At 76.6% G+C, this 6,205-nt stretch carries 3 protein-coding genes and 2 pseudogenes; all 5 read right to left on the reverse strand.

Annotation, left to right across the window (positions count from 1 at the left end; all coding sequences use genetic code 11):
• Positions 1 to 159: Mur ligase domain-containing protein (locus KPL57_RS73225; protein WP_374203940.1), on the reverse strand; the 159-nt coding region annotated here is incomplete at its 3' end.
• A gap of 209 nt (positions 160 to 368) precedes the next feature.
• Positions 369 to 1,854, reverse strand: a pseudogene (locus KPL57_RS56825) (UDP-N-acetylmuramoyl-L-alanyl-D-glutamate--2,6-diaminopimelate ligase).
• A gap of 495 nt (positions 1,855 to 2,349) precedes the next feature.
• Positions 2,350 to 4,176 (reverse strand): penicillin-binding protein 2, encoded by a 1,827-nt coding sequence (locus tag KPL57_RS56830; protein WP_083696096.1) that lies wholly within the window; start codon positions 4,174 to 4,176, stop codon positions 2,350 to 2,352.
• The gene (locus KPL57_RS56835) at positions 4,176 to 4,895 is read right to left on the reverse strand and encodes a hypothetical protein (protein ID WP_226358464.1); all 720 of its coding nucleotides are present in this window, start codon (positions 4,893 to 4,895) and stop codon (positions 4,176 to 4,178) included. The genes KPL57_RS56830 and KPL57_RS56835 overlap by 1 nt, the downstream gene beginning before the upstream one ends.
• Before the next feature lie 64 nt (positions 4,896 to 4,959).
• Positions 4,960 to 5,885, reverse strand: a pseudogene (gene rsmH, locus KPL57_RS56840) (16S rRNA (cytosine(1402)-N(4))-methyltransferase RsmH).
• Positions 5,886 to 6,205: the final 320 nt, after the last annotated feature.

Raw genomic sequence — 6,205 nt, forward strand, 5'->3', positions numbered from 1 at the left:
CTGTCGCGCCCCTCGACCGGCGGCACGACGATCGCCGGGGCCGTCGACCTCGCGGCCCGCCAGCACCGCGGTCGCCCCGCGGGTGACGGCCTGCGCGGCGAAGTCGTGGCCGTCGGCCCGCTCCCCCGGCAGCGCCAGGAACAGCCCGCCCGGCCCGATCCTCCGGGAGTCGAACTCGACGGCGGTGACCGGTGCGGGCGGCGGCCTCGTCGTCGATGCGGTGCAAGCGCCCGCCGGTCACGGCCGCGATCTCCGCCGGCGTCATCTCGATCATCGCCCGCTCGCCTCCACCGGTCCGATCCGTCTTCCTGCCCGTGCGCGGGCCGTGCCGGGTGCCGGCACGGCCCGCCGTGATGCCCCGCGGCGCGTCACGTCGCCGCCCGGATCGCCGCCACCAGCTCGTCGGTGTCGTCGAACGGGTACTTGACGCCGTTGATCTCCTGGCCCGCCTCGTGGCCCTTCCCGGCGACCACCACGGCGTCGCCGGGGCGGGCGGAGCGGAACGCGTAGACGATCGCGCTGCGCCGGTCGCCGATCTCGATGACGTCGCCGCGGGCGGGCTCGGCGAACGCGCCGTCGAGCATCGCGCGGCGGATCGCGCCGGGGTCCTCGCTGCGGGGGTTGTCGTCGGTCACGACGAGCACGTCGGACCGGATCGCGGCGGCGGCGCCCATCAGCGGGCGCTTGCCGGTGTCGCGGTCCCCGCCGCAGCCGAGCACGGTGATCACCCGCGCGTGCGGGCGGACCTGGCGGCGCAGCGCGTCGAGCAGGGCGGCGACGGCGGCGGGCTTGTGCGCGTAGTCGACGACGCCCAGCCAGGGCTGACCGGCGTCGACGCGCTGCATCCGACCCGGCACCGACGCCCGGGCGAACCCGGCCGCGGCCGTCTCCGGGGCGATCCCGTCGGCGTCGAGCACGGCCAGCGCGACGAGCGCGTTCGCGACGTTGTAGCGGCCGGGCAGGCTCAGGGTGACCGGCACGGCGAGCCCGCCGGGGCCGACCGCGGTGAAGGTCTGGGTGCCGTCGGGGTGGGCGGTGAGGTCGCGGACCGTCCAGGTGGCGTGCGGTCCGCGCGGTTCGGAGGAGACGGTGACCGCGTCGCGGTGGCGGGCCGCCAGCCGACGGCCCCACTCGTCGTCGACGCAGACGACCGCGTGCCGCGCGGCCATCCACCCCCGCCCCGCCACCGCCGAACAGCCGGGCCTTGGCCTCGAAGTAGTCGGTCATCGTGGGGTGGAAGTCCAGGTGGTCCTGGGACAGGTTGGTGAAGGCCCCTGCGGTGAACCGGGAGCCGCCGACCCGGCCGAGCTCGAGCGCGTGGCTGGAGACCTCCATGGCCACGTCGGTCACGCCGGCCTCGACCATGACCGCGAACAGCGCCTGCAGGTCCGGCGCCTCGGGGGTGGTGAACGCGCTGGGGAGCGCCCTGGCCGGGCTGCCGGGGACCTGCACCCGGGTCCGGACGGTGCCGAGCAGGCCGGTGGCCCGTCCGGCGGCGGTCAGGCCCGTCTCCAGCAGGTGCGCGACGGTCGTCTTGCCCGAGGTGCCGGTCACCCCGAGCACCCGCAGCCGGGCGGTGGGCTCGCCGTAGACGGCGGCCGAGACCGGCCCGAGGACCTCGCGCGGGTTCGGGTGCACCAGCACCGGGAGCCGGGAGTGCCGGATCTCGGCGCGGTCCGCGCCGGCGGCGTCGGTGAGGATCGCGCCGGCGCCGGCGGCGATGGCCTGCGCGGCGAAGTCGGCGCCGTGCGCCCGGGCGCCGGGCAGCGCCGCGAACAGGTCGCCGGGGCGCACCGAGCCCGCCCGCAGGGTCGCGCCGGTGACGGTGTGCGGCCCGGCGGCGGGGTCGAGCAGGGGGGCCGGTGGCCGCTGCCCGCGGTGCGCGGGTCAGCTCGGCACCGGCGAGCCGCCCGAGCAGCGCGACGTCGACCGGGCGCACCTGCGAGGGGCGCTCCGGCAGCGACTCGAGCGGACCCGCCACGTCACCCGTCCCCGTCCGGTCGCCGACCACGCCACCCGGCCCGCCGTCGTGCGCGGTTCCACCGGTGCTCCGGGAGCGGGCGGTGGCTGCGGTGTGGAGGTCGGGCACAGGGCCGGAGATTACCGACCGGCACGGGCCGCCCCTCCCCCCGGTCGGACGCCCCCGACCGCTCACGGAGGAGGTCGCGGCGGGCGGCGGACAGACGACCGGCACCCGGCCGTCCGACCAGCCGGATACGGCCATCCGGCGCAGGTTCCGGCCCGGTGGGCGGGCCGCCGGGCAGGGCGCACGGCGGCCCGGCCGACACCCGTACGGGTGGGCAGCGGCCGGGACCGCCCGACGCAGCCGGACCGCACCCGGCCGCGCCGTCACCTGATCTGCAGGGTCTGCACCGGGGCGGGCGTCGTCTGCACCGGCACCGCGTCGCGCTGGGCCAGGTAGGAGGCGATGTCGTGGAACAGCGGGGCCGCGCTCGTCCCGCCCTTCGGGGCGTCGAGCATGATCCCGATCACGAACCGCGGGTCCTGGGCCGGGAGCATCCCGGCGAAGGTGATCCAGTACTGGGAGCGCGAGTACGCCCCGGTCGCCGGGTCCACCTGCTGGGCGGTGCCGGTCTTGCCCGCCACCTCGTAGCCGGGCACCGCGGCGGCGGGCCCGGTGCCGGACTGGCCGTGCGCCTTCTGGGTGACGGCGGTGAGCATCGTCCGCAGCGTCTGCGCGGTCTGCGGCGACATCACCTGCACCGGCTCGGGTGCCTCGGTCGGTACCCGGACGCCGTCCGGGCCGGTCGTCGCGGCGACGATCCGCGGCGGGATCCGGACGCCGTCGTTGGCGATGGCCTGGTACATCCCGGCCATCTGCAGCACGGTCATCGACAGCCCCTGCCCGATCGGCAGGTTGCCGAAGGTCGAGCCGGACCAGGTCGCGCGGGCTGGGACCCGCCCACCGCTCTCGCCGGGCAGCCCGACACCGGTCTTCTGCCCGATGCCCATCTTCGCGAGCATGTCCGAGAAGCGGTCCTCGCCGACCTTCTGCGCGGTCATCAGCGTGCCGACGTTGGAGGACTTCGCCAGCACACCGGTCAGCGTGTAGTGGTCGAGGCCGTGCTCCCAGGCGTCCTTGATCGTCCGGTCGGCGACCTCGATGCTGCCGGGCACGGCCAGCACGTCGTCGGGCTTGGCGACGCCGGCCTCCAGCGCGGCGGCCATGGTGACCACCTTGTTGACCGAACCGGGCTCGAACGGCGTGGTGACGCCCTTGTTGCCCAGCGTGTTCGGGTCCGCGGACAGCAGCTGCGCCGGGTCGAACGAGGTGTTGTCGGCGAGCGCGAGCACCTGCCCGGTCGCCCGGTCGAGGACGACGGCCGACCCGCTGCGCGCCTCGGCGCGGCCCGCGTAGTCGGCCAGCATCCGCTGCACCTGGAACTGCAGGTCGGAGTCGATGGTGAGCTGCACGTCGGAGCCGGACACCGCGGCCTGTTCGGAGCGCACGCTGCCGGGGATGACGGTGCCGCTGCCCTCGGCGGTGTCGGCGATCTGGAAGCCGTCGCGCCCGGCGAGCAGGGCGTCGTCGGAGGACTCCAGGCCGATCCGGCCGATGAGCTTCTGCGCGTCGGCGCTCCAGGTCGCGGCGCCGATGATGTTCGAGGCGAGCGTCCCGTTCGGGTACTGGCGCGCCTCGCGGCTCTCCTCGGCGATCTCCGGGAACTGCCTGCGCAGGTCACGGGCGGGCCCGGGGTCGACCGCGGTGGCCATCACGACGTAGCCGCGGTCGCTGTTCAGCGCCCGCTTCAGCTCCTCGGGGTCGCCGTGGGTCACCGCGGCGACGGCCTCGGCCATCCGGTTCTTGTAGGCGACCGCGTCCGCGCCCTTGGTCGAGTTGATCAGACGCGGGTTGGTGACGAGCGCCTTGGACTCGGTGGAGAAGGCCAGGACGGCGCCGTTGCGGTCGGTGATGGATCCGCGCTCGGCCGGAACGACGATCCGGCTGGCGCGCTGCTTCTCCGCGTCCGCGGTCAACGTGCCCGCCTGCACCGTCTGGACGACGACGAGCTTCGCCCCGGACACCAGCAGCAGGGCGGCCAGCGCCACCCAGGCCAGGCGCAGCCGGAACCGCGGGTCGTCGGCCGGGGACCGGCGCCGTCCACCCCGTGGGCCCTGCCCCCGCGGCCGGGGGCGCGGCGGCGCGTAGACCATCAGTTCCCGCCCGCCGCCCGGGTGTCGGCCGGGACCTCGCGCTCGGTGCCCTCACCGGCACCCTGACCAGCATCCTGCCCGGCTCCCTGACCGGCGCCCGCGGCCCCGCCCGGGGCGGCGTCGCCGCCCTCTGCGGCCGGGTCGGTGGTGGCGGCGCCCGGCTGCCCGGCCGGCGGCGCGGGCGGGGTCTGCGGTGCCGGGGCGTCGGCGGCGGGCGGCACGGGTGGCACGGCCGGCGCCGCGGCGACGGCGGCCATCGGCTCCCCGACGACGTCCACGCGTCCGTCCGGGGCGACGACCAGGCGCGCCGGGTCGGTCACCCGGACCATGCCCTGGGCGGCGGCGCGGTCGGCGAGCGAGCCGGGGCTCTGCAGCACCGTGACCTCCTTGCGGAGCGCCTCGGACTGCTCGGTGAGCGACGCGGTCCGCTCCCGGGCCGCCTGCAGCGAGTAGGAGTCGGCCGCCGCGGCGGTCGACAGCCACAGCGTCGCGATCAGACCCGAGACCAGCAGCACCATCACGACCAGCACGAACTTCGCGCGGCCGGTGTTCTCCCTGGCCGCGGTGCGACGGCGCTGGTCGGCCACCCGGCGGGCGTCGCCGGGGCCGCGTTGGGCCGGGATCCGCGGGGGCGCCGCGGTGCGACGGCTCTGGCGGGTGTCGGGCCGTGCCCGGCCACCGCCCGGGGTGCCCGGGCGCTCGATGACGGGTGTGCTCATCGGGGGTTCCTGCCTCTCCGCCGTGCCGGTACTGCCTGCGTGCTCGGGGCCGTGCCACGGGTGCTCACGGCCCGTCCTCCACGCGCTGGGCCGCGCGCAGCCGCACCGGGGCGGCCCGCGGGTTGCGGGCGACCTCGGAGTCGGACGCCTGTTCGGAGCCCCGGGTCAGCAGCCGGAACTCCGGTCCGTGTCCGGGGAGCTCCACCGGCAGGTCCACCGGGGTCCGCGAGCGGACGCGCTCGGCGAACACGCGCTTGGTGATCCGGTCCTCCAGCGAGTGGTAGGACAGGACGACGATCCGCCCGCCCGGGGCGAGCGCGTCCAGCGCCGCGGGCAGCGCGTCGCGCAGGACCTCGAGCTCGCGGTTCACCTCGATGCGCAGGGCCTGGAAGGTCCGCTTCGCCGGTGCCCGCCGGTGCGCCGGGACGCGGCCGGGACCACGCCGTAGAGCAGCTCGACGAGCTCGGTGCTGCGGGTGAAGGGGCGCTTCTCCCGGGTCCGGACGATCGCGTTCGCGATCGGGCCCGCGAACCGCTCCTCGCCGTACTCCCGCAGGATCCGGCGGAGCTCACCGGCGGTGTAGGAGTTCAGGACGTCGGCCGCGGTCGGCCCGGTGGTCGGGTCCATCCGCATGTCGAGGTCGGCGTCGCGGGAGTAGGAGAAGCCACGGGCGTCCTCGTCGAGCTGGAGCGAGGACACGCCCAGGTCGAACAGGATGCCGTCGGCGGCGGGCACCCCCGCCTGCTCCAGTGCGCCGGCGACGTCGTCGTAGACGGTGTGCACCCGGTGCAGCCGGTCGGCGTAGGCGGTGAGCCTGCGGCCGGCGAGCTCCAGGGCCTGCGGGTCCCGGTCCATGCCGACGACGGTCAGCCGGGGGTGCGCGGCCAGCAGCGCGGCCGCGTGGCCGCCCATGCCGAGGGTGGCGTCCACGTAGACCGCGTCCCGGTCGCGCAGGGCGGGGTCGAGCAGCTCGGTCACCCGCTCCAGCAGGACCGGGTGTGCCGCTCACCGGGCGCGCGCTCGTCGCGCGGGGTGGCGCCGTCGCCGGAAGTTCCGTCCACGTGCCACCCCCCGGTGCGCCGTCCGTCCCCGTGGTGTGTGCGTGTGTGTCGTGCCGGCCGGCGTCCGTCCCCGGTCCCGGCCACGGGGCCGGGACCGGGACGGTCGATGTCCGTGGGTGTGGCGTGCCGGCTCCCACAACCGGTCCGCTCCACGCCCGAAGACGCGCGGGCTCCACCGCGCCACCCGAACTCCCCAGTCGGGGTGGGCGCCGGCGCCGTCCCACCCGGGGCCGTGCCGAGACGGACCTG

It is taken from the genome of Pseudonocardia sp. ICBG601, assembly GCF_020496245.1.